The organism is Pseudomonas sp. GW821-FHT11G12 (assembly GCF_058808055.1).
Genome location: NZ_JBXARH010000005.1, coordinates 203750 through 226859 on the forward strand (window position 1 = coordinate 203750; position 23110 = coordinate 226859).

The 23110-nt window shown below is 60.8% G+C and carries 22 protein-coding genes and 1 pseudogene; 9 read left to right on the top strand and 14 right to left on the bottom strand.

What is annotated here, in order from left to right; all coding sequences use genetic code 11:
- Window positions 1-391 precede the first annotated feature (391 nt).
- Genes AC1RR7_RS17205 through AC1RR7_RS17215 form a run of 3 tightly spaced genes read left to right on the top strand, consistent with a single transcriptional unit; the run spans window position 392 to window position 3205 of the window.
- Window positions 392-1498, top strand: coding sequence for a GGDEF domain-containing protein (locus tag AC1RR7_RS17205; protein WP_096818361.1), 1107 nt, complete (start codon window positions 392-394; stop codon window positions 1496-1498).
- Window positions 1491-2426 (top strand): iron-sulfur-binding ferredoxin reductase, encoded by a 936-nt coding sequence (locus AC1RR7_RS17210; protein WP_102622785.1) that lies wholly within the window; start codon window positions 1491-1493, stop codon window positions 2424-2426. Before AC1RR7_RS17205 ends, AC1RR7_RS17210 begins: the two co-directional genes overlap by 8 nt.
- Before the next feature lie 29 nt (window positions 2427-2455).
- Window positions 2456-3205, top strand: a complete 750-nt coding sequence (locus tag AC1RR7_RS17215; RefSeq protein WP_493158049.1) for an enoyl-CoA hydratase-related protein — start codon at window positions 2456-2458, stop codon at window positions 3203-3205.
- A 237-nt stretch (window positions 3206-3442) separates the two neighbouring features.
- Here AC1RR7_RS17215 and pyk read toward each other — a convergent pair whose 3' ends face one another.
- Window positions 3443-4894 (bottom strand): pyruvate kinase, encoded by a 1452-nt coding sequence (gene pyk / locus AC1RR7_RS17220; RefSeq protein ID WP_096818355.1) that lies wholly within the window; start codon window positions 4892-4894, stop codon window positions 3443-3445.
- A gap of 172 nt (window positions 4895-5066) precedes the next feature.
- Between pyk and AC1RR7_RS17225 the strand changes: the two genes are divergently transcribed.
- Both AC1RR7_RS17225 and AC1RR7_RS17230 read left to right on the top strand, forming a co-directional pair.
- Window positions 5067-5453: a tetratricopeptide repeat protein gene (locus AC1RR7_RS17225; RefSeq protein ID WP_007951249.1), complete on the top strand. Its 387-nt coding sequence runs from the start codon at window positions 5067-5069 to the stop codon at window positions 5451-5453.
- A gap of 216 nt (window positions 5454-5669) precedes the next feature.
- The gene (locus AC1RR7_RS17230; RefSeq protein ID WP_096818351.1) at window positions 5670-6029 is read left to right on the top strand and encodes a PilZ domain-containing protein; all 360 of its coding nucleotides are present in this window, start codon (window positions 5670-5672) and stop codon (window positions 6027-6029) included.
- A gap of 46 nt (window positions 6030-6075) precedes the next feature.
- Here AC1RR7_RS17230 and AC1RR7_RS17235 read toward each other — a convergent pair whose 3' ends face one another.
- From AC1RR7_RS17235 to AC1RR7_RS17270, 8 genes are all read right to left on the bottom strand, one after another.
- A complete protein-coding gene (locus AC1RR7_RS17235; protein ID WP_102621259.1) occupies window positions 6076-6480 on the bottom strand; it encodes a DUF6124 family protein in 405 nt (134 codons plus the stop codon).
- Between the two features lie 543 nt (window positions 6481-7023).
- Complete coding sequence (locus AC1RR7_RS17240; RefSeq protein ID WP_102621260.1) at window positions 7024-7239, bottom strand: hypothetical protein; 216 nt, start codon at window positions 7237-7239, stop codon at window positions 7024-7026.
- Between the two features lie 225 nt (window positions 7240-7464).
- Complete coding sequence (locus AC1RR7_RS17245) at window positions 7465-8796, bottom strand: DUF58 domain-containing protein (protein WP_493158050.1); 1332 nt, start codon at window positions 8794-8796, stop codon at window positions 7465-7467.
- The gene (locus AC1RR7_RS17250; protein WP_096818339.1) at window positions 8793-9794 is read right to left on the bottom strand and encodes an AAA family ATPase; all 1002 of its coding nucleotides are present in this window, start codon (window positions 9792-9794) and stop codon (window positions 8793-8795) included. The genes AC1RR7_RS17245 and AC1RR7_RS17250 overlap by 4 nt, the downstream gene beginning before the upstream one ends.
- Window positions 9791-10954, bottom strand: coding sequence for a DUF4350 domain-containing protein (locus tag AC1RR7_RS17255; RefSeq protein WP_493158051.1), 1164 nt, complete (start codon window positions 10952-10954; stop codon window positions 9791-9793). Before AC1RR7_RS17255 ends, AC1RR7_RS17250 begins: the two co-directional genes overlap by 4 nt.
- Window positions 10951-12495 (bottom strand): DUF4129 domain-containing protein, encoded by a 1545-nt coding sequence (locus AC1RR7_RS17260; protein WP_493158052.1) that lies wholly within the window; start codon window positions 12493-12495, stop codon window positions 10951-10953. The genes AC1RR7_RS17255 and AC1RR7_RS17260 overlap by 4 nt, the downstream gene beginning before the upstream one ends.
- A complete protein-coding gene (locus tag AC1RR7_RS17265) occupies window positions 12482-13459 on the bottom strand; it encodes a stage II sporulation protein M (protein ID WP_493158053.1) in 978 nt (325 codons plus the stop codon). The genes AC1RR7_RS17260 and AC1RR7_RS17265 overlap by 14 nt, the downstream gene beginning before the upstream one ends.
- Complete coding sequence (locus tag AC1RR7_RS17270; protein ID WP_192558848.1) at window positions 13456-14181, bottom strand: RDD family protein; 726 nt, start codon at window positions 14179-14181, stop codon at window positions 13456-13458. The genes AC1RR7_RS17265 and AC1RR7_RS17270 overlap by 4 nt, the downstream gene beginning before the upstream one ends.
- A 180-nt stretch (window positions 14182-14361) precedes the next feature.
- Between AC1RR7_RS17270 and sbcB the strand changes: the two genes are divergently transcribed.
- Window positions 14362-15792, top strand: a complete 1431-nt coding sequence (gene sbcB / locus AC1RR7_RS17275; RefSeq protein WP_493158054.1) for an exodeoxyribonuclease I — start codon at window positions 14362-14364, stop codon at window positions 15790-15792.
- Window positions 15793-15894: 102 nt separating this feature from the next.
- Here the strand turns inward: sbcB and mvaT are convergent, their stop codons facing one another.
- On the bottom strand, window positions 15895-16272 hold the full coding sequence (mvaT, locus tag AC1RR7_RS17280) for a histone-like nucleoid-structuring protein MvaT (RefSeq protein WP_007933316.1): 378 nt from the start codon (window positions 16270-16272) through the stop codon (window positions 15895-15897).
- 337 nt (window positions 16273-16609) lie between these two features.
- On the opposite strand from mvaT, the gene purU reads away from it, so the two are divergent.
- Both purU and AC1RR7_RS17290 read left to right on the top strand, forming a co-directional pair.
- Complete coding sequence (gene purU / locus AC1RR7_RS17285) at window positions 16610-17458, top strand: formyltetrahydrofolate deformylase (protein WP_007912774.1); 849 nt, start codon at window positions 16610-16612, stop codon at window positions 17456-17458.
- 93 nt (window positions 17459-17551) lie between these two features.
- Window positions 17552-17746 (top strand): hypothetical protein, encoded by a 195-nt coding sequence (locus AC1RR7_RS17290; RefSeq protein WP_096818328.1) that lies wholly within the window; start codon window positions 17552-17554, stop codon window positions 17744-17746.
- Here AC1RR7_RS17290 and gpgF read toward each other — a convergent pair.
- The 3 genes and pseudogenes from gpgF to AC1RR7_RS17305 all read right to left on the bottom strand — a co-directional run.
- Window positions 17715-18710, bottom strand: a complete 996-nt coding sequence (gene gpgF, locus AC1RR7_RS17295) for a glucosaminyl phosphatidylglycerol flippase (RefSeq protein WP_493158055.1) — start codon at window positions 18708-18710, stop codon at window positions 17715-17717. The two genes, AC1RR7_RS17290 and gpgF, sit on opposite strands and share 32 nt — an antisense overlap.
- A gap of 196 nt (window positions 18711-18906) precedes the next feature.
- Entirely contained in the window at window positions 18907-19671 is a 765-nt protein-coding gene (locus tag AC1RR7_RS17300; protein ID WP_371858320.1) for a methyl-accepting chemotaxis protein, read from the bottom strand.
- Between the two features lie 93 nt (window positions 19672-19764).
- A pseudogene (locus AC1RR7_RS17305) lies at window positions 19765-20796 on the bottom strand (HAMP domain-containing protein); the annotation flags it as partial.
- Window positions 20797-20984: 188 nt separating this feature from the next.
- On the opposite strand from AC1RR7_RS17305, the gene AC1RR7_RS17310 reads away from it, so the two are divergent.
- Window positions 20985-22472 carry a helicase HerA-like domain-containing protein gene (locus tag AC1RR7_RS17310; protein WP_096818654.1) on the top strand — a complete coding sequence of 496 codons (1488 nt, stop codon included), beginning with the start codon at window positions 20985-20987 and terminating at the stop codon, window positions 22470-22472.
- 34 nt (window positions 22473-22506) lie between these two features.
- Here the strand turns inward: AC1RR7_RS17310 and AC1RR7_RS17315 are convergent, their stop codons facing one another.
- Complete coding sequence (locus tag AC1RR7_RS17315; RefSeq protein WP_096818322.1) at window positions 22507-22962, bottom strand: DUF721 domain-containing protein; 456 nt, start codon at window positions 22960-22962, stop codon at window positions 22507-22509.
- Window positions 22963-23110: the final 148 nt, after the last annotated feature.

Here is a 23110-nt window from a genome sequence, read left to right on the forward strand (position 1 = left end):
TGGGTGCATCGGTCGGTCGCAGACACCTTTCAAGGCACGCCGGGGCTGCTGGCGCGACGCTAAAAAGGCGCGGCAGTATACCGCGCCTCCCTGGTGGTGACACGCGCCGGTAGTCATTCGTTGGTCGCATGGCAGGAGCCGGTCGATGTGGTCTGCAAGCGCTGCGTCCGGTTCGCTGTTTGCGGACGGCGAAGGCCGACAAAAAATCACGCGCGGCCGGCGCTATTGGCGGGCGCTCCGGGAACCCGGGAGGGGCGGACTCAAGGGCTTTTTTGACGCCAATTATCCGGCCCGAAAATCAATGGTCATTTATCGACTACGCCACTAAAGTGGCAGCCGGTCTGTAGAGTAGGACACTCGGTCAGCCTCTTATCGCACGGTGAGTCAACGATTGACCCATAACGCCATTCAACGTCTTTTGCTCAAACGCTTCGCCCTCGCTGCAGCCACCTATGGATTGGCCTTGCTGCTGCTGTGGCTGGCGTATTTCACCGGACACTACGAAGATTCGCTGACAGGCGTCGCTGTCGGCAGCGCCCTGGTGGTCATCAGCCAGGCGACCCTGTTCGCGGTGTTTTTCTCAGGCGCCAACCTGCGGTTCTCCGACCCGAGCCTGACCGAAGCGCAAGTGCTGCTCGGCCTTGGCTGGCAGACATGGCTGATCGCGCATCTGGAAGAAGCGCGGGGCGAGTTCCTGGTCTTCTATGTGCTGATCCTGCTGTTCGGCCTGTTCCATTTGTCGCGCCGGGCCTTTGTGCGCTGCGCGATGCTGGTGTTCTTCAGTTTCTGCGCCATCACGCTGTGGGACGGTTACCACTTCCGCCTGCACGATCCAGCGCTCTCCGCGTTGCAGGCGTGCATTCTGTTGATCGTGCTGGCATGGCTGGTGATCTACGCACGCTTCGTCCAGACCTCACGGCAACGCATGCGCCAGCGCCGGTTTGCCTTGCAGGCGCATCAGGACACCCTGCGCGGGATGATGCGCCAGCTCGAAGACCTGGTGGCCACCGACGAACTGACCGGGCTGTTCAACCGCCGGCATTTCCTGCGCCTGGCCACCCGCGAATTGAACGCGATGGAAGCCGACGTGGTGCACGGTCTGGCGCTGATCGACCTCGACCATTTCAAACGCATCAATGATATACACGGTCATGCGGCCGGCGATCAGGTGCTGCAAGCCTTCGCCGGAGTGGCCGGTGCCTGTCTGCGTGACGGTGATGTGCTGGCCCGTTATGGTGGTGAAGAATTCGTGGTGCTGCTGCCCGATTGCAACGCCGAGCGGCTGACCGCCTGTTGCGAACGGCTGCGCATCGCCTTCACCGACGTTGAACTGGTGGGCCTGAATGTGAAAAACCTTAGCCTGTCTGCCGGCATGACCCTGCTGGAACTGGGCGATGATCTGGATGACGCCTTGCAGCGCGCCGATCAGGCGCTGTACCGGGCCAAACGCGACGGGCGCAACCGTTGCGCAGCCGCGTGGGAGAACGTCGATGCCTGAACTGCGGGTCGGTGAACGAAAGTGGTCGGTGGCGGCGGGCAGCAACCTGCTCGATGCTCTCAATCAGAACGGTGTGGCGGTGCCTTATAGCTGCCGCGCCGGCAGTTGCCATGCGTGTCTGGTGCAATGCGTGCAAGGTCTGCCTGCTGACAGTCGCCCCGATGCCTTGAGCGCTGAACAGCGTGATCAGGGCTGGCGCCTGGCCTGTCAGTGTCAGGTGATCGAGGACTTGCAGGTGCACACCTTCGATCCCGTCACCGATGGTCGCCCGGCCTCGGTCGAAGCGCTGGACTGGCTCGGCGACAGCGTGCTGCGGTTGCGCCTGACACCCCAGCGACCGTTGCGCTACAGCGCCGGCCAGCATCTGGTGCTGTGGGCCGGCCACGTTGCGCGGCCGTATTCGCTGGCGAGCCTGCCGGAAGAAGACCGTTTTCTTGAATTCCACCTCGATTGCCGCCAGCCCGGTGAATTCAGCGATGCCGCGCGTCGCTTGCAGATCGGCGACCCGATCCGCCTCGGTGAACTGCGCGGCGGTGCGTTGCATTACGACCCGGACTGGCACGACCGGCCGCTGTGGCTACTGGCGGCGGGCACCGGACTAGGCCCCTTGTTCGGTGTGTTGCGCGAAGCCTTGCGTCAGGATCATCGGGGCGCCATTCGCGTCATTCATCTGGCCCATGATGCCGACGGGCATTACCTGGCCAAACCCCTTGAAGCACTGGCCGCGCAGCGGGAAAACCTCAGCGTCGAATTGTGGACGGCGGCCGAGTTGCCGGCCGCTTTGGCGCAACTGCGCCTTGTCTCCCGACAAACGCTGGCCTTAGTCTGCGGCTCGACTGCCAGCGTTGACGCGTTTGCCAAGCGTCTGTTCCTGGCCGGACTGCCGCGCAATCAACTGCTGGCCGATGTCTTCCTGAGCCGTGGTTGAGCGCTGATTCTTCAGACGCGAGACCTGCCATGCCCGAAGCCATCCTGCTGCACCGCGAACGCGGTTTGCTGACCCTGCGCCTCAACCGCCCCGACAAGAAAAACGCCCTGACCCGCGCCATGTACAGCCAGTTGGCCGAGGCGCTCAAGCAGGCCAATCAAGACCCCGAGATCAACGCGGTGCTGATCACCGGCAGCGCCGAGTGCTTCACCGCCGGCAACGACATCGCCGACTTTATCCAGCAACCGCCGAGCGACCTCGACAGCCCGGTGTTTCACTTCATGCTCGAACTGCTCGAATGCCGCAAACCGGTGGTCGCTGCCGTGGCCGGGGCGGCAGTGGGGATTGGCACGACGCTGTTGCTGCATTGCGATCTGGTGTACGTGGCGCGAGATGCGCGGTTGCGCATGCCGTTCGTCAATCTCGGGTTGTGCCCGGAGTTCGGTTCCAGCCTGATCCTGCCGCGTTTGCTCGGGCAGGCCAAAGCGTCGGAGCTGTTGTTGCTGGGTGAAGGTTTTACCGGTGAACAAGCGGCGGCTTGGGGGATTGCCACCGAGGCACTGGGCAGCGGCGAAGCAGCACTGGCCAAGGCGCGGGAGATGGCGTTGCGGTTTGACGAGCTGCCGGCTGAAGCGGTGCGGATCAGCAAGCAATTGATGCGGGCGCCGGATCGCGAATTGATTCGCAAGGTGATCGAGGAGGAGGGCGCGCTGTTCACCCAGCGGCTTCGTTCGCCGGAGGCGTTGGCGGCGTTGACCGGGTTCATCAAACGCCATTGAGATATCCGCCGACCGCCGACCGCCGACCGCCGACCGCCGACCGCCGCCGCACTCCGTGCACCGATCGTTCCCACGCTCTGCGTGGGAATGCAGCCCGGGACGCTCCGCGTCCCATGCCGAAGCGGACGCGGAGCGTCCATTGAGGCATTCCCACGCGGAGCGTGGGAACGATCAATCTGAAATGAAAAAGCCCCGCCATTCACATGGCGGGGCTTTTCATTTTCAGCAACCGGTCACTCAGACCTGCGGGTCGCCCACGTGCAGGATCTTCATGCCGTTGGTGCCACCGGTGGTGTGGTAGCTGTCGCCCTTGGTCAGGATGACCCAGTCACCCTTCTGCACAACGCCGCGCTTGACCAGCTCGTCGATGGCCTTCTGGCTGACTTCGTTCGGTGCCAGCGAAGCCGGGTCGAACGGAACGGTGTACACGCCACGGAACATTGCTGCGCGGGCCTGGGCTTCGCGGTGCGGGGTGAAGCAGTAGATCGGCACCGACGAACGGATACGCGACATGATCAGCGGGGTGTAGCCGCTTTCGGTCAGCGCGATGATCGCTTTCACGCCCGGGAAGTGGTTGGCGGTGTACATGGTCGCCAGCGCAATGCTCTCGTCGCAGCGCTCGAATTCCTTGCCGATGCGGTGGCTGGAAGTCTTGCTGGTCGGGTGCTTTTCAGCGCCGACGCAGATGCGCGCCATCGCCTGCACGGCTTCCAGCGGATAAGCGCCGGCAGCGGATTCGGCAGACAGCATCACGGCGTCGGTGTAGTCGAGCACGGCGTTGGCCACGTCGGACACTTCGGCGCGGGTCGGCATCGGGTTCTGGATCATCGACTCCATCATCTGGGTCGCCACGATCACAGCCTTGTTGTGGCGGCGTGCGTGCAGAATGATTTTCTTCTGGATGCCCACCAGCTCGGCGTCGCCGATTTCCACACCCAGGTCACCACGGGCAACCATCACGGCGTCGGAAGCCTTGATCAGACCGTCGAGGGTTTCGTCGTCGGCCACGGCTTCGGCGCGTTCGATCTTCGCCACCAGCCAAGCGGTGCCGCCGGCTTCGTCGCGCAGTTGACGGGCGTAGTTCATGTCGGCGGCGTCACGCGGGAAGGACACAGCGAGGTAGTCGACTTCCATTTCCGCGGCGAGCTTGATGTCGGCCTTGTCTTTCTCGGTCAGGGCCGGAGCGGTCAGGCCGCCACCGCGACGGTTGATGCCTTTGTGGTCGGACAGCGGACCGCCGATGGTCACGGTGCAGTTCAGTTCGGTGGCGGTCGCGGTATCAACGCGCATCACCACGCGGCCGTCGTCGAGCAGCAGCTCGTCGCCCACGCCGCAGTCCTTGACCAGGTCCGGGTAGTCGATACCGACAACCTGCTGGTTGCCTTCGGTCAGCGGATGGCTGGTGGAGAAGGTGAACTTGTCACCGATCTTCAGCTCGATGCGCTTGTTGGCGAATTTGGCGATACGGATTTTCGGGCCTTGCAGGTCACCCAGCAGGGCGACGAAGCGGCCGTGCTTGGCAGCGAGGTCACGCACCAGCTTCGCGCGAGCCTTGTGCTCGTCGGGGGTGCCGTGGGAGAAGTTCAGACGGGCGACGTCCAGGCCAGCCAGAATCAGCTGTTCGAGAACTTCCGGCGAGTTACTGGCCGGGCCAAGGGTAGCGACGATTTTGGTACGACGGACGGACATGCAAAGACTCCTCAGGTTCAAGCGCTCGCAGAGGCTACTACGCTCTTTGGGTGTAGTCATTGTTCGTTTGCACTACTTATTGTTTTCTTTATTGAACGCGACAATCGGAGCAAAGGGCTCTGAAGATTTCTCGCCAGAGGTCGATAATGATCACAAGACAGGAGAATACCCCATGCGATTCGTGCCCATTGCCGCCCTTGCCCTCAGCGTCCTCGCCGTCACGGGCTGCACCCGTTGGTCGATGAACCATCATTTGAACAACGCCTACAGCGCCTACGACCGGGGCAATTGCGAGCAGGTGATGCTCGAACTGTCCAAGGTCGAACGCGCCAGCCGTGCCCGCCCTTACGTGTGGCCGGAAGTGTCGATGATGCGCGGCCAGTGCCTGGAACGGCAGAAAATGTTTGTCGATGCGGCGCAGACTTATCAGTTCATCATCGCCTCGTACCCCAACAGCGAATACGCCTACCGCGCCCGCGCGCGTCTGGAAACCCTGCAGAGCCTGGGTCATTACCCGACCCGTAGCGCAGCGGCCGTGGTGCGTCCAACTCGCTTTTGATGGCGGTTGTCATACAAAAGCTGGCTGGCTGTACAAGGTGAGCTATAGTCCTCAGACACCGGTGCAGATGCACTCTGTACCGGCGCAACACCTGCGACTGGCATGAGATAGACGTGGCAAGTGCCACACCGGAAGCGGGGAGAGCGGACCTGTAGGGCAGGTTCGTTCCGAAGCACAGTGCGGCCCGTTTACCGGGCCATGCATGGCGATACGCTCATGTTTACCGACCGTCGAATCGAACGGCACCAGTTGCCGTATTTTCTGCGAGTGTTCAACAGCGTCACCGACAAACCCATCGGCTTTCTGGGCAACGTCTCTGAAGACGGTTTGATGCTGATCAGCCAGTTGCCGATGATGATCGGTGCCGAATTCAAACTGCGCCTGAAGATCCCCCTGGGCGAGGGCTGCCAGCAGGTGATCGACCTGACGGCCTGCTGCCTGTGGTGCCACGAAGACGCGACCCCCCAACACTACGACGCCGGCTTCAGCCTGTACCGGACACCGCCCGAATATGGGCAACTGGTCGAGGCGTTGAAGCAGTACTTCAGTTTTCAGCCGTTGCCGGCTTCGGCCTGAAAACAAAAAAGGGCCACAACCTGCCGCAGGTTGTGGCCCTTTTTTCTTACGCGGTTATCGCAATCGCCCGCTCGTTATCCAGCGTCTTCTCCACCAGCAACAACCCTAACTCGCTCAGTTGATAGATCGCCATCGCTAGATGCCGCGGCTTGTCGTCCAGGCTGTCCGCCAGGTCGAGCAGCAGGATGCTGACTGACGAAAAGGTTTCGTAGGTCTGGATGGCGATGGCTTCGGGGTTAATGTCGGGATCGACCTTGAACATCTGCATGCCGCGATCCACGGAGTTGCGCGGTTTCTCGGGAGAGGGATTGAGGTAGAAATCGAGGGCCCGGTGGGCGGCGTCGTGGAGTTTTTTTGAGTCGATTGAAGCGTAGGGGGAGACCGGGTCAGTTTGATCAGTCGTGTCCGTTGGATCGATATCCGACGGAGGATTTGGTGTTGCTTTGAACATACCTAACTTCCTAATAAGTTGGGCTGTTACCGCTTCGCGACTAAACGAGGGGTGGCAGCTGTAAGCAGGTTAGTCGACCGGGGAAGTAAGGCTTTTTTCCGGCGTGCCCGGGGGCACCCTGCTCACAGCCACCATCTAGTGCAGGGATAGGGAATACCCGACTGGATGACGCGTTTGCAAACCTATCTTACCTCGGGCGACTAAACCCGGCCGCTGATTGGTAGCGACGGGGATCAAGTTACGGGTCAACGTCAAGGTGCACAAGCCAGCGGATTCGCTCATATGTGTAGGTAAAAGCGTCAGTTGCTGTAGCCTCAATTCCCCCGCCTTGCAATCGTCCTCAAGTGCTGAAAGGGCAACGGTTTCAATCCTAAGCTAGAGAAACTTTACGGGCAGGACAGGACTACAGTAGCCGTGGTCAGCGAGGAGATTTTGAGAACCAAGTTGTAAGAGTCTTTCCAATCAACGATTCGTTTTGGAAGGCACGACTTATAGGCGAAAGACATCGAACATCTCTGGGACATATGTCTGAAAAGCCGGAATTTAGCCGTGGTGTTCTCCTTTCAGCTTGGCCAAGCCTTGTTTGATGAAACCGGCGTTTTCTCCAATTGTAAAAAGTGCTTCACGGACGTTTTTTCCGGTTTCCACCATTCCCTGAGCTTCGACCTGGAGTACCAACTCCATCAGGGCGGCTTCCAGGCCGAGTTGGTTCTGATACATCCTTTCCAGCACGTCCGATAGAGAGTATTTAGCAGGCATTCTGAGACTCCGTTAGAGAAGCTCCAAGGATAGCAGCGGTGTTTGCAAATGTGAGTTGACTAGAGATGTCTACTCAAATTAGTTGGATCGTGAGGAGGTTTTGATACTCCTTGGATGAGCAGCACCGTTTTATCAATGCCTGCGCCTTAAGGTTTTTTACTTCGTTGAGGTTCTCTTGATTATTGTGATTTTATTTGATCCCCTCGAGTGTGAGATTGAGAGGGGTCAGAGCGCTCCAGATTTCTTCCAGCTTAGATATCGTGATATTACGTCCGTGCTCAATTCGCTGGGGGGGATATCCATCACTTGCACTCCTTGAGCACTCAACCGTTCATGGAGTATCGCTCGGGCATTCAGATAGTCCACTGTTGCGCAGTACTCATGGGCCTGCTCTATTGTTTGCACCCGCGAATGCCGTGCATTTTCAAGCGTGCTCTCGCGGAGGTTGGCCACAAGTACCCGATGCTGCTGACTCAGGCGTCTGACGGCATTCAGCAACTCCTCATCAGCCTCATCCCGCACATTGGTCACTAATACCACCAAAGCCCGGCGCTTCTGTCTGGTCAGCAACTGATTCACCGCTGCCGGATAATCCGCAGAACGTCGCGTGCTATCCAGATCGTAAACACTGTTGAGCAACACCTTGAGCTGCCCCGTACCTTTGATCGGTGTAATGAACCGAGGCTGATCACTGGCGAAGGTAGACAACCCCACCGCATCCCCCTGGCGCAACGCCACATAACTCAACAGCAAACACGCATTCAACGCATGATCGAAATGCGACAGCTCCCCATCCTGACTGCGCATCTGCCGCCCGCAATCGAGCATGAAAACAATCTGTTGATCTCGTTCGTCTTCGTACTCCCGGGCAATCGGTGTGCGATGGCGGGCGGTGGCTTTCCAGTCGATCTGGCGCAGGCTGTCGCCTTCGCGAAACTCCCGCAGTTGATGAAACTCCATCCCCTGGCCACGACGTTGGCGCTGGCGTACGCCGAGCTGGCTGAGCCAGTTGTTGACCGCCAGCAACTGGCCGCCGTAGAGGCGGGCGAAGTCGGGGTAGACGCGGGTGTGGTCGGTGATGTTCAGCAGGCGTTTGCCGGACCACAGGCCGAAGGGACTCGGCAGGTTGAGTTCGCAGGTTTCGAAGGTGAAGTGGCCACGCTTGAGCGGGCGCAGGCGATAGCCGATCAGGTTGCGTTGGCCGGGTTGTAGCTCGGTGTTGAGCGGTAGGTGTTCAAAGCTCAAGCCGTCGGGTACGTGGTCGAAAATTTGAATGGCCAGTGGCTGGTCGAAATCGTGTTCGATCTCCAGCCGCACTTCGCTCCAGCGACCGAGTGCCAGGCTGCCGGGCATCTGTCGTTGCACGCGGGGCGAGGGCATGCGCTTCAGGCGCAGGGCATCCAGCAGACTTAGTGCAAACAACGCCAGCAACAATCCCCAGTTGATCGACAGCAGGCTCGAAGGCACCTCGACGTTCAGCGCCTGCAACGCGCCCAGCACAATGCCGATGGCCAGCAGGATCGCCAGCCAGATCAACAGCAGGCGCGAGGGTTTCACAGGCGCGGCGCCGGCACTTGGTCGAGCAATTGCTGAAGGACTTGATCGACTTGCAGCCCTTCGATGTCCAGCTCCGGTGCGAGGCGCACGCGGTGGCGCAACACCGCCAGTGCGCAGCCCTTGATGTCGTCGGGAATCACGAACTCGCCACCGCGCAACAAGGCTCGGGCGCGGGCGCAGCGTACCAGTGCGATGGAAGCGCGGGGGCCGGCACCGAGGCTCAGCCCCGGCCAGGTGCGGGTGCTGCGCGCCAGTCGCACGGCGTAGTCGAGTACCTGATCGTCCAGCGGCAAATCACTGGCGATGCGTTGCAAGGCTTGCACGTCCTTGGCCTGCAACACGGTGCGTAGCGGCTGCACATCGAGCATGTCGGCGCGGGTCGAGCGGGTGACCTGGCGCACCATGTCCAGCTCCTGATCGGCGTCGGGGTAATCCATGCGCACCTTGAGCATGAAGCGGTCGAGCTCGGCCTCGGGCAACGGGTAAGTGCCTTCCTGTTCGATCGGGTTTTGCGTGGCGAGCACCATGAACGGTTGGGCAATCGGCAGTGCCCGGCCTTCGAGGGTGACCTGACGTTCCTGCATCGCTTCGAGCAGGGCGGCCTGCGTCTTGGCCGGGGCGCGGTTGATCTCGTCCGCCAGCAGCAGATTGGTGAACAACGGGCCTTTGCGCAGTTTGAATTGCTCGGTCTGCAGGTCGTAGACCGCGTGGCCAGTGACGTCGCTGGGCATCAGGTCCGGGGTGAACTGGATGCGGGCGAACTCGCCGCCGAAGCATTTGGCCAGGGCGCGTACCAATAAGGTTTTGCCAAGGCCGGGAACGCCTTCGAGCAGCACGTGACCGCCGGCAATCAGCGCGGTCAGCACGTCGTCGATTACCGGGTTCTGGCCGATCAGCGCCTTCTGCAATTCACCGCGTACCGCTTGGGCCAACTGACTGGCTCGGTGACGTTGCTGGGCCGCGTGGCTGGGCGAGCCGGGTTCGATGTGTTCGGTCATAGCGAGTTCCTCAAGGCTTGCAGGTGGGCGACCTGACGGCAGAATTCGGCGCTGGACAGGCGCCGCTTCGGTGCCGGGCTCAGGGCCTGGCTGATGGCACGGGTCGGCTGGCGGGTCAGGCGTGACAGGGCCAACCATTGTTCGGCGACGTTCAATTGGTCGAAACCGGGGTGACGATGGCGGGCGCGGCGCAGGACGTCCTGCTGCAAGGCTTGCAGCAAGGTCTGTTGACCGTTGTGACGCAGGATGAAATCGGCACTGGCGCGCAGGTGTTCCATCAACTGACGACGACCGCTCGGGGCAGGAGCCTGCACCGGCCCGTGACGCACGCCGACATGCCACAACCACAGACCGATCAACGCCAGCAGGGCAACGATGGCTTGTGGGAAATAGCGCCAGAGCAGGGTCAGCAGACCGTCATGTTCGGTGTTGTACAGCAAGGTCACGGCGGTGTCGGCGCTCAGGTACCAGAGCAGCCAGGCATTGTCGTGCTGCGCAATCGCCGGGGTTTTCCACAGATCGGCATCGGTGACCACGGTGATCGTGCCGAGGCCGTAGGGCAGTTGCATCATGTGCGTGGCGCGGGCGCTGTTGGCCCAGGCTTGCGCAAGGTTTTTCGGATCGTCGAGGTGGAACGCGGTGTCGAACCCGGCGTAGGCGGGAGCGTCTTCGTCTTCCAGATAGAGCTTGGTCAGGTTGGGGTAGGGATCGTCGTCGGCATCCGGCGGCGGGTCTTTCAGATCCTTGCTCAGGGACTGATGCAGTTGCACGCGGTCGAGCAGCAGGTCATTGCTCTGGCCGGTCTTTTCATCCCAGATCGATTCGGCGACGAACACCAGTCGTCCGCCGGCCCGGGCCCAGTTCAAAACTTGGTCGACCTGACGCGGTGGCATGTTCGAGCGGTCGTTGAACAGCAGCAACGTGTGCCGGCGAGGGTCGATCTCGGGCAATACGGCGAGACTCTCGGCATGACTGACGGCTATCCCGCGACCGCGTAGAAACATCTCCGCCGCCAGATAAGGATTGGCTTGCGCGGCGGGGGAAGGGCCGTGATCGACCACGGCCTGGTAAGGCGTGGCCTTGAGGTACAGATAAATGCCCAATGCGCCCAACAGGGCGACGATCAGCGCGCCGACCAGCCAGAGTGCACGCCGGTTCAACGGGCAACTCCACGGCCGAACAAGGACCGCCAGCCGTCACACAATTCCTGTTGCAGATGCGCCGCCGGTACGCGGTGCCCGTAGGCCATGTTCTGCCAGTGGCCGGTCAGACTGTGGCTGTAAGCGAGCAGGTCCGGACGCTGCAGGTGTTCGATCCGAGCCAGCACTTCGCTTTCGGTGTCAGCAGGTTTCAGGGTCAGGTTGAAATCGTGCAGCAGATGACTGAGCAACGCCCGATACAGCAGGCCGAGCGCCGCGCGGGGTTGGGTTTGCCAGAGTTGTTCGGCGCTGGCAGCGATGTCGTCGGGCAGGGTTTCCCGGCTCAGGTCGAGGCCGAAGGCTTGCTGTGGCACGGGGCGCTTTATTCGCTCGGGCAGTCGCGGGCGACGGCTGACGAACGTTTGCAGAAAATCGCGATAGCGCCAGATCAACCAGCCGACTGCCCCAATCACGGCAGCCCACAACAACACTTCAATGGCCTTGGCCAGCCCGTTCAGATGCTGGCCGTTGAGCCAGCCCAGCAAGGTTTTCAGCCATTGCGGCGCCTTGCCGTCCTTGGGTTTTTCGGTGGTGGCGGGGTCTTCGCCAAAGCGATAACGGGTGATGGTTTCCTTGTTCTTGAAGGGTGGTTGTTCAAGCAAGGCCTTGATGCTGTCGCGGGATGCCTGACTGGTCAGCGGCTGATTCAGGAGTCGGGGCGCATCCGGAGCGGTGGCGGGGTCGGCTGCCCATGCCGAAGGCACTCCCGGCAGCAAAAGACACACCACCAGCAGCAAACCGAGTGCGCTGCTGTTCAGGCGCTGACGCAGGCGGCGGAACACCAGTTCGATGTCCCAGGCTTCGAGCGCGGTGCGCCGATTCAAGTAGAGGCTGAAACCGCAGGCGACGTAAATCGGTTCCCAGATCACCAGTATCAGTGCATAGAAGGCATTGGTCAGATGCTCGAGCCAGCGCCATTGGTGGTCGGCCGCGAAGATCAGGCTTTGCCAGTCCCAATCGGTTTCGACCTGTTGTGGCAGAAGCAGGTAGAACAACACCATCAGGCCGATCCACAGCGCCGTTTCCAGATGCACGCCAATGATCGTCAGCCACTGGGCCGCGCCGGCATTGCGTTGCAGCAGCACCCGTAAACGCTGCTGGCGTGCGATGCCGCCCAGGCCCTCAAGTTGCACCACCGGCATCAGGAAGCTGCGACTGAAGCTCAGGCGTCGCCAGGTCAGGCTCGCCAGCAACTGCGGTTTAAGCAGTTCTGGCCACTGGCGTAATGCCTGTTTCAGTGTGGGCGTTTCGCCGAACAAGGCTTTGGACAGGATGTACAGCGGCAGGCGCTCGTACGCCGGTTTCAGCCACCAGAAGATGAACACCGCGAGCGACGGCGAATCCCACAGAAGCAGGCTGAGCACCACGAACAGCGGCAGGGTGACGATGGCCCAACTGGTCATCAGCAAGCGCCGATGTTGCTGGCTCATGAGCACGCCCAGGTCCATGGCTTCCCAGGTGGTACGCGGGCGGATCACCACGGTGGCGTCACTCAGGCGCATGGCGGGTCCTTCCGGCGAACAGCAGATAGGTCGCCACGCAGAGCCAGAGTCCGGAACCGACCAGGTATTTGGTCTGCGGTGTGACCCCGGTGCGCGACGACCAATAAGCCTCGATAAACGCGGCGATCAACAGGAACAGCATCACGCCGCAGATCAGCAATACGCTCTGGCGCGCCGCGTGTCTCAAGGCCTCGCCGCGTGTCAGGCGTCCCGGCGCGATCAACGCCCAACCCAGTTTCAGTCCCGCCGCGCCGGCCAGGGCAATGGCGGTGAGTTCGAAGGCACCGTGGCCGATCACAAAGGACCAGAAGGTCTGGCCGAAGCCGATTTCACTCAGGTGCCCGGCCACGGTGCCGATGATCAAACCGTTGTAGAACAGGAAAAATGCACTGCCCACGCCCAGCAGCAAACCGCTGGCGAAGGTCTGAAAGGCGATGCCGATGTTGTGCATGATGTAGTAGCCGAACATCACCCAGTCTTCGCTGGCCGCACGTTCGGCCGAGCGTCCGAGGTGGCCGGCGGTGGGGTCGTACATGCTCTGCATCTCGCGCACCTGATCGGCGGGGATCAGGTTGTAGACCAGCTCCGGGAACAGGTACACCAGCAAACCGAAACCGGTCAGGCTGCCGAAGAACAGCAACCCGGCGGCCAGTACGAAGCGCCATTCGGCGCGTACCAGCCTTGGAAAGCCGGCCAGGATGAAACTCAGCAGGTTGGCGCCGAGCTGGCTGCGATGACGGTAAATTTGTTGATGACCGCGCAGTACGAGCTGTTGCAACGAGTCGACGAGAAAACTGCTGTAGCCACGTTCCTGCGCCAGTGCCAGATGCTGGCAGAGTCGGCGATAGGCCTTGGGAAATTCGGCCACCTGCGAAGTGTCCTTGCCTCGTTCCAGACGTTCGAGGGCGAGCGTAAAGCGCTCCCATTCGGCCTTGTGGCGGGTTTCGAAAAGGCTTTGCTTCATGTCGGCCCCAGCAGGCCGCGGGCGATGCCGTTGAGTTCACCGACGGCTTTCGGTGCGCTGATGTGCAGTGGCTGAGCGAGCAACGCCGCGAGTTCATTGACCCGCGCCGTCGACAGTTCGCCCTGACGCTCGGCGAAAGCGAGCAGGGCGCGTTGTTCAGTCAGGGTCAGCGGGATCGGTGAGCGACGGGGCTCAGCATCAGGCAACTGCGGACGCTTGAGCGGGCGTTCGCTGTAGATCACCAGCGTGCCGGCAGCGATGTCGCCGAGGCGTTTGAAGGTCGGGTGTTGCAGGCAACTGATGGCGCCGAGGAAATAGCCGAATGGCATCAGGTCGACAAAACGCAGCAGGTTGCGCAACAAGGAGGCCGACCAGCCCACTGGCGTGCCATCGTCGTGCACCACCCGCAGGCCCATCCATTGCTTGCCCGGCGAACGGCCCTGACGCAGCACTTCGAACAGCACCATGTACCACCAGCTCACCGCGAACAGCAGCAGTGAACCGAGACCGATACCGAGTTTGCCGAGCAACGCCAGCAGCATGAACAGCAGCCCCATGATCAACCCGCGCAAACCCAGATCGATGGTGAACGCCACGGCACGCACCATCAGGCCGGCGGGACGCAGCGGCAGGTCGATGCCTTCCGGCGTTTCGACCTGATACCGCGTGTCCAGTGGCGGGGCCAGCGTTGCTTTCCTTGGCGGTGCTGTGGTCTCGAGCATGGGCTACCTGATGTTGCCGGATCGGGATGCAAGTGAGTCCGATGCTAGCAGTCTCTCGGGGGAAAACGACATAACTATGTCATACACATCGTTCAACCAAATGTGCCTGAATGATGCCGCGCTGGCCGCGACCGCCGTAGAACGCCTAGACTTTGCCGATCTTCAGTTCAGGAACCACCCGTGACTTCCATCTTCTGGTACGACTACGAAACCACCGGCATCAATCCCCGATGTGACCGTCCGTTGCAGGTGGCCGGGATCCGCACCGACCACGAACTCAACGAAATCGACGCGCCGGTCAATCTTTACTGCCAGCCCAGCGAAGACATCCTGCCGCACCCGGCGGCGTGCGCAATCACCGGTATCACCCCGAGCCGTCTCGCCGAGCACGGCTTGAGCGAAGCTGATTTCATGACCCGGGTTCACGCCCAGCTCGCTGCTCCCGGAACCTGTGGCGCGGGGTACAACACTCTGCGCTTCGACGACGAGATGACCCGCTACAGCCTGTATCGCAACTTTTTCGATCCTTATGCCCGTGAATGGCAGGGCGGCAACAGTCGCTGGGATCTGATCGATGTGGTGCGCGCTGCTTATGCGTTGCGTCCGGATGGTCTGGTCTGGCCGACCGATGATGAAGGCAAGGTCACGCTCAAGCTCGAGCGCCTGACCGCCGCCAACAACATCGATCACGGCAATGCCCACGAGGCGTTGTCGGACGTGCGCGCCACCATCGCCCTGGCCCGGTTGATCCGCGAGAAACAGCCGAAACTGTATGACTGGCTGTTCCAGTTGCGCAGCAAGCAGAAGGTCATGGACCAGATTCGCCTGTTGCAGCCGATGGTGCATATTTCCGGACGCTTCTCGGCGGCGCGCAGTTATGTCGGTGTGGTGCTGCCACTGGCCTGGCATCCGCGCAACAAGAACGCGTTGATCGTCTGTGATCTGCACCTGGACCCGCAGGGCCTGCTCGACCTGGATGCGCAGACATTGCGTCAGCGTCTGTATACCCGTCGTGATGATCTGGCCGAAGGCGAGTTGCCGGTGCCGCTCAAGCTTATTCACATCAACAAGTGCCCGGTGGTGGCGCCGTTGTCGGTGCTGAGAGCTGAAGATCAGCAGCGTCTGGGTCTGGACATGGCGCTGTATCAGGCGCGTGCATTGCGACTAAGTGACGCACAACAAGTTTGGAAAGATAAAGTCGCGGCGATTTATGCCAGCGAAGATTTCACCCCGAGTGAAGATCCCGAACAACAGTTGTACGACGGATTTATCGGTGATCGTGACCGGCGACTATGTGAGCAAGTGAGGACGGCAGATCCTGCTCAATTAGCGCGAGAGCAATGGCCGTTCGATGACGAACGTTTGCCTGAATTGTTGTTTCGATATCGAGCGCGTAACTTTCCGGATACGTTGAATTTCGAAGAGCAAGAACGCTGGCAAATCTTTTGTCGGCAGCGCTTGTCCGAGCCTGAATGGGGGGCTCCTAATACCTTGCAATCTTTTACAGAGGCCGCAGAGCAATGGCTGCTTAGTGCCACGCCATTACAGCGCGAGGTGCTGGTTGAATGGCAGAATTATGTCCAGGCATTGCGCAAACGTTTGAATCTTTGAAATCGAACATGCCCGTCGCTTGAACGACGGGCATAAAAAAACGCCAGCGGATGCTGGCGTTTTTTTTGGTGTCGCAGACGGGTCTGCGACAAGGGTTGCGGCTTAGCCCAGCAGGGTAGCCCAGCCTTCAACCACGTCACCGCCCCACTTGGCTTTCCACTCTTTCAGAGTCTTGTGGTTGCCACCTTTGGTTTCGATGACTTCACCGTTGTGCGGGTTTTTGTATTGTTTAACTTTGCGAGCACGCTTGGTGCCGGTAGTTTTTACTGCGCCGCCACGTGGGGCCTTGGTTTTGGACTCTGGATCCAACAGCGCGATGATGTCACGCAGGGATTTGGAGTATTCGCCCATCAGGGTGCGCAGTTTGCCTTCGAATTCCAGCTCGGTTTGCAGTTTGTCGTCTTGCGACAGGTTCTTCAAACGGGCTTGCAGCTCTTTGATTGCTTCTTCGGTGGCACGATATTCGTTGATCAAGGACATGATTACTACCTTATTGGGAGTGCACGATGGCAGGGGACAGTGCGGCAATAATAGTCAGGCTGTTTCATCAAGTAAACATTTAACAGGGCTTTTTATTTGAATTAGTTGCGTTGAAAAGCCCTGAATTGAATATTCAGTTAAATAATGTGATGCAGTCTTCACAGATATTCACAGAGATCCGTTGGTGCATGGCTATTACTGCGCCATCATCCTGACGGTTGTCCGCGTCAAAAAAACTGTGGCGAGGCCTGCCGGGGCTCAAGGCTCATCAATACTGCAGTTTTGCGGCGTAGTCGCTAGAATGGCCGCCTTTGCGAAGTTCTGGAGTTTCCCCCTCATGCGCACTTTTCGGCTGGTGATTTCTTGCCCGGACCGCGTTGGCATCGTTGCCAAAGTCAGTAACTTTCTGGCGGCCCACAATGGCTGGATCACCGAAGCGAGCCACCACTCGGACAATCAGGTCGGCTGGTTCTTCATGCGTCACGAAATCCGTGCCGATTCCCTGCCTTTCGGTATCGAGGTGTTGCGCGAGAAGTTTGCACCGATCGCCGAAGAGTTCTCGATGGACTGGCGCATCACCGACACCGAGCAGAAAAAACGCGTGGTGCTGATGGCCAGCCGTGAGTCCCACTGCCTGGCCGACCTGCTGCACCGCTGGCACAGCGATGAACTCGATTGCGAGATCTCCTGCGTAATTTCCAACCACGACGACCTGCGCAGCATGGTCGAGTGGCACGGCATTCCTTATTACCACGTCCCGGTCAATCCGCAGGACAAGCAACCGGCCTTCGACGAAGTGTCGCGCCTGGTCAAGCAGCACGATGCCGAAGTGGTGGTGCTGGCGCGCTACATGCAGATCCTGCCGCCGGACATGTGCCGCGAATACGCGCACAAGGTCATCAACATTCACCACAGCTTCCTGCCGTCGTTCGTCGGCGCCAAGCCGTATCACCAGGCGTCGCTGCGCGGCGTGAAGCTGATCGGTGCGACCTGCCACTACGTGACCGAAGAGCTGGACGCCGGCCCGATCATCGAGCAGGACGTGGTGCGCGTCAGCCACAGTGACAGCATCGAAGACATGGTGCGTTTCGGCCGTGACGTCGAGAAGATGGTGTTGGCCCGTGGCCTGCGTTATCACCTTGAAGACCGCGTGCTGGTGCACGGCAACAAGACCGTCGTGTTCTGATCGAACCCTTTACGGTTGAAAAACAAAGGGCCTGGGCGTTCAATCGCTTCAGGCCCTTTTTTTCGCCCTGTTTCAGCCCTTGAGGACATGCCCATGAGCGATCCACTGGACAAAGCCACCTCCAAAGCGCCCGCCACCTTGGGTGAAGGCTGCCTGAGCCGCTATGACCCGGATGACCTGGGCCCGGAGGATGGCACGGACTTCCCCGACGCCGCCGCGTTGTGGGAACAGCTCAATGAAGAGAAACCGGACGACGCTAAGCCTGGCGCACCTTCATCAGCTTCCTGAGCAGCGGACGCCCGAGCATCAGCAGAAAAATCGGCCCGCCCACCAGCAGGTAGAAGTAAAACGTCATCGCCCGCCAGATCAGAATCGCCGCCGCAGCGGTCGAAGCCCCGACCATGGGCGCCAGCAGCGCCGCCGAGGTCAGCTCCGCCGCCCCGGCACCGCCCGGCAACAGGCTGAATTGTCCTGCGCCCAGTGAAAGCATCTGAATCAGGAACGTCCAGGCCCACTGCACGTCCGCCCCCAGCCCGCGCAGCGCCAGATACAGCACGCTGTAACGCAGCGACCAATGCACGCAGGTCAGGGCAAACACCTTGAACAGCGTTTGTCGCGGCAATTTCAGGGCATCGGTGAACGCCGCAAGAAAATGCAGCAGCTTGCGCGCCCAGCGCCACCTCGTAGCGGGTTGCACGTTCATGCGCGCCAGCAGCCGGCCACTCAAGCGAATCAGCGTGCGGTGATAACGCGCCACCAGCACACAGCTGAACAGCCCGCCGAACAGCGATATGGCGCTGACAGTCAGCAGCCATTCCATCCGGTCGCTCAGATGCTGGAACAGCGCATAAATCAGAATCCCGCCCAGTGCACACAGGAAGAACAGCAAGTCGCTCAACTGATCCATCGCAAACACCGCGCTGCCCCGGGCCGGGCGCACGCCGCTGCGGGCCAGCAGCGCCATGATCGTCAGCGGCCCGCCAGTGCCGCCGGGTGTGGCGCACCAGGCGAATTCGGCCGCCATGACCACGCCGAGGCTTTTCAGCGGTGTGACCCGTTCACGCTGATCGCCGAGCAGCAATCTCAGGCGCAAGGTATTGATGCCCCAACAGAGCAGAATCATGGCCAGCAGGATCTGCAGCCAGTGCAGAGGAAAGGCTTGCAGCCGGGTCCAGGTTTCACCGCCACCCAGTAAAGAAGGGATCAGCACCGCCGCCAGCAGACCGATCAGCAACAGAATGCCGCGACTCATGCGTGAAGTCCGTGTTGGCGCGCCAGCGTGGTTTCAGCGATATGCACAGTGAGTGCCCCTCCGCGTGTTGATGTCCCGTGTTGACCTTTCTCCAGAATAGATGTTCGGTCGGGATGTGCGGCGGGGTGGGGGAGGTTTTGCGGGAGGTGAAGATGTCTTCGCGGACTGAACCGCGAAGACATCCGGGGGGAGCAGCTTAAATCCGGAAGCTGCCGACCAGTTGCTTCAGGCGCGAAGCCTGTTGTTCCAGATCGGAACAGGCGCGCAATGTCGCCTGCAGGTTCTCCACGCCTTCCTGGTTCAGCGTATTGATCTCGGTGATGTCGACGTTGATCGACTCGACCACGGCGGTCTGTTCCTCGGTGGCGGTGGCCACCGACTGGTTCATGCCGTCGATCTCGCCGATCCGCTGGGTCACGCTGTTCAGGCGCTCGCCGGCGAGGTTGGCGATGTCCACGCTCTCCTGGCTGTGGCGCTGGCTGTCGCTCATGGTGCTGACGGATTCGCGGGCGCCGACTTGCAGCTCCTCGATCATGGTCTGCACCTGTTGCGCCGATTCCTGAGTGCGGTGTGCAAGGTTGCGCACTTCGTCCGCCACCACCGCAAACCCGCGCCCGGCTTCACCGGCCCGCGCTGCTTCGATGGCGGCGTTGAGCGCGAGCAGGTTGGTCTGCTGGGAAATGCTGGTGATCACTTCGAGAATCTGGCCGATGTTCACGGTTTTGCTGTTCAGCGATTCGATATTGCTGCTCGACGCGCTGAGCATGCTCGACAGTTGATTCATTGCCTTGATGCTGCGATCCACCACTTGCTGGCCGTCTTCGGCCAGGCCACGGGCGTCGCTGGCCTGGGTCGAGGCTTGCGCGGCGTTGCGGGCGATTTCCTGAGCGGCGGCACCGAGCTGGTTGATCGCGGCGGCCACGCTGTTGGTGCGCGAGGCTTGCTGGTCGGAGTTGTACATCGACGAGTTCGAAGCGGCGACGACCCGCAGGGCGACTTCGTTGACTTGCCCGGTGGCCGACGACACTTCGCGAATCGAACCGTGAACCCGTTCGACGAAGCGGTTGAAGGCAGTGCCGAGTACGCCGAATTCGTCCTGGTTCTGGATGGTCAGGCGCTTGGTCAGGTCGCCTTCGCCGTCGGCGATGTCTTCCATGGCGCGGGTCATGACGTGCAGCGGCTGGATCAGGATGCGGATCAGCATGCCGAGCAGGGCGATGATGATCGCCACCGCAATCACGGTCGCAATCACGGCCGAGGTTCGGAACTGGCTGAGCATCGAGAAGGCTTTGTCCTTGTCCACCGACAGGCCGATGTACCAGTTCACCGACGGCAGGCCCTTGATCGGGGTGAAGGTGACGATACGGGTCTTGCCGTCGACGGTGATTTCACTGAAGTCGCTGCTGATGCGCGGCGTGTCCTGCGGGTAGGCTTCCTTGAGCGATTTCATCACCAGGGCCTTGTCCGGGTGCACCAGGATCTTGCCGTCGGCGCTGACCAGGAACGCATAGCCCATGCCGGAGAAGTCCCGGGCGCTGAGGGTGTTGATCAGGGTTTGCAGGCTCAGGTCGCCGCCCACCACGCCGACGTTCTGACCGGCCTTTTTCGCGGCAGTGGCGATGGAAATGATGGTCTGGCCAGTGGCCGCGTCGATGTACGGTTCGGTCAGGGTCGAAGTGCTGCTGCTTTCGGCACCTTTATACCAAGGGCGAACCCGTGGATCGAAACCGTCCGGCATCTTCGCATCCGGACGGATGGTGAAGTGACCGGTGGCATCGCCGAGGTAGGAAGCCATGAACGTCGAGGTCAGGGCTTTCTGTTCCAGCAGGCTGGCAACGGCGGCAGGCTCGGGATTGATGGCGATGTTCTGTGCCGCGTTCTCGATCAGCAGGATGCGCCCGCTGAGCCAGGTCTGGATGTTGTCGGCAGTGACCTCGCCCATCTCGTTGAGGTAATTGTTCAGGTCATCGCGGATTGCATTGCGCTGCAGCCAGTCGTTGTACAGCGTGAACGAGGCGAAGGCGGCAATGACGATGAGGGCGGCGGCAAGCAAAATTTTATGGCTGAAGCGTAGATTTTTGTTCATGGCTTGGGGTTCCGCTAAGGTCTTAATGTCCAGGGCGTGCTTTTATAAAGACGCGCAAAATGGGCAGGTGTGAAAGCTGAGTGATATTTCCGTCTCTCCTTAGGGAAATCACGGACCGGACTTTTGATCCGGTCTCTCACTTCTCTCTATCGGCCATGCTCGACAAAGATTAACTATTGGGTGACCAAATGCCTGACTCCTCGCAACTCGTTATCGGCGCCGATCTCGCCGGGCAACCGATCGCCCAGGCGATGCGCCTGGCCAACCGTCATGGACTGGTGGCCGGCGCGACCGGCACTGGCAAGACCGTCACCCTGCAACGGCTGGCTGAAGCGTTCAGTGACGCCGGGGTCGCGGTGTTCGCCGCCGACATCAAGGGTGACCTGTGCGGCCTCGGCGCCGCTGGCAATCCCCAGGGCAAGGTCGCCGAGCGCATCGCCGGCATGCCGTGGCTCAACTACAAGCCTCAGGCTTATCCCGTGACCTTGTGGGACATTCACGGCGAGTCCGGTCATCCGCTGCGCACAACGCTGAGTGAAATGGGGCCATTGTTGATCGGTGCCTTGCTGGAGTTGACCGACAGCCAGCAGTCGGCGTTGTACGCGGCGTTCAAGGTCGCCGACCGCGAAGGCCTGTTGCTGCTGGATCTGAAAGACCTGAAAGCGCTGCTCAACCACCTCAAGGACAACCCGCAGCTGCTCGGCGAAGACGCCGCGTTGTTCACCACCGGTTCCAGCCAGGCGCTGTTGCGGCGTCTGGCGATCCTTGAACAGCAGGGCGCCGAAGCCTTGTTCGGCGAGCCGGCGCTGCAACTGGAGGACATTCTGCAACCGGCCGCCGACGGTCGCGGGCGCATTCATTTGCTCGATGCCAGTCGCCTGGTGCATGAAGCGCCGAAGGTCTACGCGACGTTCCTGCTGTGGTTGCTCGCCGAGCTGTTCGAGCAATTGCCGGAACGTGGCGATGCCGACAAACCGTTGCTGGCACTGTTCTTTGACGAAGCGCACTTGTTGTTCGGCGATACGCCCAAGGCCTTGCAGGAACGTCTGGAGCAGGTGGTGCGACTGATCCGTTCCAAGGGTGTCGGTGTGTATTTCGTCACCCAGTCGCCGGGCGATTTGCCGGACGATGTGCTGGCGCAACTGGGCCTGCGGGTCCAGCACGGTCTGCGGGCATTCACCGCCAAGGAGCAGAAATCCCTGCGGGCGGTGGCGGATGGCTTCCGGCCGAATCCGGCGTTCGATACGTTGTCGGTGTTGACTGAACTCGGGATTGGCGAGGCGCTGGTCGGCACCTTGCAGGAAAAGGGCACGCCGGAAATGGTCCAGCGGGTGTTGGTGGCGCCGCCGCAATCGCGGATCGGGCCGTTGACCGAAACCGAACGCACCGTGCTGATTGCCGGTTCGCCGTTCAAGGGCCGCTATGACAAGCCGATCGATCGGGAGTCGGCCTATGAAATCCTGATGGGGCGCAAGGGGCTGGCGCCGGAAGGTGAAGCGGCACCCGGCAAACCGGCAGTCGCGGAGCCAAGCCTGGCGGACAAGGCCGGGGAGTTCCTCGGGACGGCAGCGGGGCAGGCGCTCAAGTCGGCGATGCGCCAGGCAGCGAATTCGCTGGGTAAACAGTTGGTGCGCGGCCTGATGGGTTCTCTGCTCGGTGGCAGTAAACGTCGATAACACCCGTGGGAGCTTGCTCCCACAGGTTTTTTGGTCAGGATTTGGCTTTGGCGTGCGCCGCCAGACGCTCCAGCGCTGCACGCAGGTTCGGATCACTGATCCCGTCGGCGGTCGACTGAATGGTCGCCGCCGCATCCGTCGACAAGTCCATCGTGTGCCCGGCTGCACCGCGCTGCACCGTTGGCGGCTGGACCTTGAACTGAATCCGCGTCAGGTTGGCGAACTCATCGAACATCTGCAGTTGCCGTTGCAGGCGTTTTTGCTGGTAGCGCAGGCGTGTGGCCCAATGGCCATCGGTGACAATCAGCAACAGATTGCCTTCGCGCCACGAGGCAACATGGCAGTGCTCGCGGGCGGCGGGTTGCAGTTGGCTTTCGAGCAGGCGTTGCAGACGGCCCAGACGTTGGGCATGGCCGAGGATGGCTTTCAGCGGCTTGGCTTCGCGAAGCAGAACGGCGGGCGCTCTGGCTGTAAGAGGGCGAAATGCCATGATCTAACACCTGAAGTAACAGAGGCGCCATGGTAGCAGATAGCACCCATTTCACTCGCCCATTGCTTTTGTCCCTGCTTTGCCCATTAAATCAACGACTAACTTCTGCCTCCAACGGCTTGAAGTTGAGCAAAACGCCCCTATTTTA

Excerpts from the sequence above, each read along its gene's own strand:
- AC1RR7_RS17235 (WP_102621259.1), bottom strand. The coding sequence starts at position 6,480 with ATGTTCAAAGCAACACCAAATCCTCCGTCGGATATCGATCCAACGGAC.
- AC1RR7_RS17250 (WP_096818339.1), bottom strand. The coding sequence starts at position 9,794 with ATGACCGAACACATCGAACCCGGCTCGCCCAGCCACGCGGCCCAGCAA.
- purU (WP_007912774.1), top strand. The coding sequence starts at position 16,610 with ATGCGCACTTTTCGGCTGGTGATTTCTTGCCCGGACCGCGTTGGCATC.
- AC1RR7_RS17265 (WP_493158053.1), bottom strand. The coding sequence starts at position 13,459 with ATGAAGCAAAGCCTTTTCGAAACCCGCCACAAGGCCGAATGGGAGCGC.
- AC1RR7_RS17270 (WP_192558848.1), bottom strand. The coding sequence starts at position 14,181 with ATGCTCGAGACCACAGCACCGCCAAGGAAAGCAACGCTGGCCCCGCCA.
- AC1RR7_RS17210 (WP_102622785.1), top strand. The coding sequence starts at position 1,491 with ATGCCTGAACTGCGGGTCGGTGAACGAAAGTGGTCGGTGGCGGCGGGC.
- mvaT (WP_007933316.1), bottom strand. The coding sequence starts at position 16,272 with ATGTCCTTGATCAACGAATATCGTGCCACCGAAGAAGCAATCAAAGAG.
- AC1RR7_RS17240 (WP_102621260.1), bottom strand. The coding sequence starts at position 7,239 with ATGCCTGCTAAATACTCTCTATCGGACGTGCTGGAAAGGATGTATCAG.
- AC1RR7_RS17215 (WP_493158049.1), top strand. The coding sequence starts at position 2,456 with ATGCCCGAAGCCATCCTGCTGCACCGCGAACGCGGTTTGCTGACCCTG.
- AC1RR7_RS17300 (WP_371858320.1), bottom strand. The coding sequence starts at position 19,671 with ATGTACAACTCCGACCAGCAAGCCTCGCGCACCAACAGCGTGGCCGCC.
- gpgF (WP_493158055.1), bottom strand. The coding sequence starts at position 18,710 with ATGAGTCGCGGCATTCTGTTGCTGATCGGTCTGCTGGCGGCGGTGCTG.
- AC1RR7_RS17315 (WP_096818322.1), bottom strand. The coding sequence starts at position 22,962 with ATGGCATTTCGCCCTCTTACAGCCAGAGCGCCCGCCGTTCTGCTTCGC.
- pyk (WP_096818355.1), bottom strand. The coding sequence starts at position 4,894 with ATGTCCGTCCGTCGTACCAAAATCGTCGCTACCCTTGGCCCGGCCAGT.
- AC1RR7_RS17230 (WP_096818351.1), top strand. The coding sequence starts at position 5,670 with ATGTTTACCGACCGTCGAATCGAACGGCACCAGTTGCCGTATTTTCTG.
- AC1RR7_RS17290 (WP_096818328.1), top strand. The coding sequence starts at position 17,552 with ATGAGCGATCCACTGGACAAAGCCACCTCCAAAGCGCCCGCCACCTTG.
- AC1RR7_RS17260 (WP_493158052.1), bottom strand. The coding sequence starts at position 12,495 with ATGCGCCTGAGTGACGCCACCGTGGTGATCCGCCCGCGTACCACCTGG.
- AC1RR7_RS17310 (WP_096818654.1), top strand. The coding sequence starts at position 20,985 with ATGCCTGACTCCTCGCAACTCGTTATCGGCGCCGATCTCGCCGGGCAA.
- AC1RR7_RS17225 (WP_007951249.1), top strand. The coding sequence starts at position 5,067 with ATGCGATTCGTGCCCATTGCCGCCCTTGCCCTCAGCGTCCTCGCCGTC.